Source organism: Vibrio sp. 10N.222.46.A1 (genome assembly GCF_041473595.1).
GTDB classification, from domain to species: domain Bacteria; phylum Pseudomonadota; class Gammaproteobacteria; order Enterobacterales; family Vibrionaceae; genus Vibrio; species Vibrio tasmaniensis_A.
Genome location: NZ_JBFRSN010000273.1, coordinates 1 through 2,233, shown reverse-complemented (window position 1 = coordinate 2,233; position 2,233 = coordinate 1). Strand labels below are relative to the sequence as shown.

The following is a 2,233-nucleotide window of genomic DNA, read 5'->3' as shown; positions in this document are numbered from 1 at the left end:
TTTCATAACCTTGCTACAGCTATCCCAGCTTTAAACCTTTTCATCAACCAATTTTGGGATACGCTAAATCCAATGCTACCAGACGCTAAATTAAAAGCTTCTGATGATGCAGGAAAAGCAAAGGAAATCACGGAGTTCAGAGCTAAATCTCTACTTCAGCTAGTTGGTGAATCACTGGACTCCAGTTCTCTTTACATACCTTTTCAAATGCTTGATTTTTGTTCAGGTGTAACTTTTGGGGATTACCTCACAGCCGAACGAAAAGGTAACATCGCTGAACTGAAAGAATCAGCCTTGAACGCGTTTGATCAAAGCGTTGCAGAAACACTCTTCCATTTGGCCAGTATCTATAGTGATCTGGAAATGGCAGAGAAAAACCTGGCTGAAAAGTGCCAAGCTGTTAGCGCCTCGGTGATCAGTTTCAACTTTATCAAAACCAACGTACGTGACCTGATCAAAGCGATTCATTTCCTAGTAGGAGAAAAATTCGCTCCTTGGCCTTTGGACGACAACTTCCACGTCATCCAAAGCTCAACCGAAACGCGCGAACAAAGCGATTCAATACCTTCGGCATCGGAACAGACGGTTGCCGTCAAAAATGAACCTATTTCAGCAACAGGAACAGGCCATAATTCAGAGCCAGTGAATCAAGGTAACGGGAGCGTGGTAGATAACGGTCAGGTTCAATCATCAAATGGCCACCCCTCTCAAACCCAAACTCAGACGATTGTTCAAAACGTGTCGAGTATTAACGGTATTGTTAATCGTGATCATGCGTTTCAGGAAATTAGAAAAATTGCTGAGTATTTTAAAGAGACTGAACCTCATAGCCCAATCGCCTTTTTATTGGAGCGTTCAATTCGTTGGGGTTACATGAGTTTCCCAGAACTACTCCAAGAAATGATAGGTAATGAGCAAAGTGTGATCGCTCAAATTAATCAAATGACCGGGATGGATAACCTAGACAAGTTGGACTTGTCAGGCAAGCCCGTCCCAGTAATAACTTCAGCACCAGAGTTCGCTCCGGTGTCGAAACCGACTATTGAGGAACCAACTAAAGTAACGCCAATTCCTATTAGTCCAAATAGCACAGCAGATACCAACCAAGCATCTGAATCTACTTCCAACTCATCATCAAGCAGCATGCAAGATTTTGAGTGGTAAAGCCCATTAATTGCATTAAGCAAGGAGAAACACTATGGCTTCTATTTTTATGAGAATTGAAGGTACGACACCAAAAGGTGCAGCAACGGTAGAAAAAATCGGGGGCAAAGATGGTTTCTTCGCACTCGATAGTATTTCTTGGAGCGCTGTCCGTGGTGTTGGCATCGATGTAGGTAACGCAAACAATGCTGACCAAGGCATGGTTGCTCTTGGCGAAGTTAACATTTCTCGTGGCTGTGATGGTGCGTCGCCACATCTAACTACTTTCTTGTACGCTCCGGGTCCAGAAGGTCGCACTGTTGAAATCGTTATGACAAAACCAAACCGTGAAGGTTCTGGTGCAGATCCATACCTAATTCTAACGATGAAAATGGCTCGTATGTCTAGCTACAATATGTCAGGTACAGACGGTTCACTTCCTAGCGAATCTTTCAGCCTAACCTACACTCAAATTTCTAAGGCTTACTACATTGAAGCTGACGGCGGTAAGATCGAGAAAGGCCCTGAAGTTGGCTTCGACGCGACTACAGCTAAAGTCACTTCAACTGCTAAGTAATTAATCAAGGAGAGTTAACGTGGCACTAAATTCCCAACATAAACGCGTAAGTAAGAACCGCGTAAGTATTACCTATGACGTTGAGACTAATGGCGCTGTAGAAACCAAAGAGCTCCCTTTTGTTGTTGGGGTTATTGGTGACTACTCAGGCCATAAGCAAGACAAAGAAGAAGTAGAAGACCGTACTTTCTACAACGTTGATAAAGACAACTTCGATACTGTAATGAAGCGCGTTGGCCCTGAGTTATCCCTAAAAGTAGACAACGTACTTGCAGGTGATGACAGCCAGTTTGAAGCAAGCCTTAAATTTGACTCGATGAAAGATTTCGAACCTGAAGCAATTATCGAGCAAGTTGAACCGCTAAAAAAACTAGTTGAAACCCGTAACCAACTGAAAGTGCTTCTTTCTAAAGCCGATCGTTCTCGCGACCTAGAAAAACTGCTTAAAGAAGTTCTACAAAGTGCAGACACGATTAATGCGCTTTCTGATGAGCTAGGTATAAAAGAAGAAGG

3 protein-coding genes are annotated in these 2,233 nt (G+C 43.2%); all 3 read left to right on the top strand.

The window, feature by feature from the left end; all coding sequences use genetic code 11:
* Positions 1-1,164: ImpA family type VI secretion system protein (locus AB4496_RS09330; RefSeq protein WP_372130857.1), on the top strand; the 1,164-nt coding region annotated here is incomplete at its 5' end.
* 34 nt (positions 1,165-1,198) lie between these two features.
* Positions 1,199-1,720, top strand: a complete 522-nt coding sequence (locus AB4496_RS09325) for a type VI secretion system tube protein Hcp (RefSeq protein ID WP_009846608.1) — start codon at positions 1,199-1,201, stop codon at positions 1,718-1,720.
* Between the two features lie 19 nt (positions 1,721-1,739).
* The coding region (gene tssB / locus AB4496_RS09320; protein ID WP_372130855.1) for a type VI secretion system contractile sheath small subunit at positions 1,740-2,233 on the top strand (494 nt) is incomplete at its 3' end.

Coding starts and splice junctions, on each gene's coding strand:
- AB4496_RS09325 (WP_009846608.1), top strand. CDS start 1,199: ATGGCTTCTATTTTTATGAGAATTGAAGGTACGACACCAAAAGGTGCA.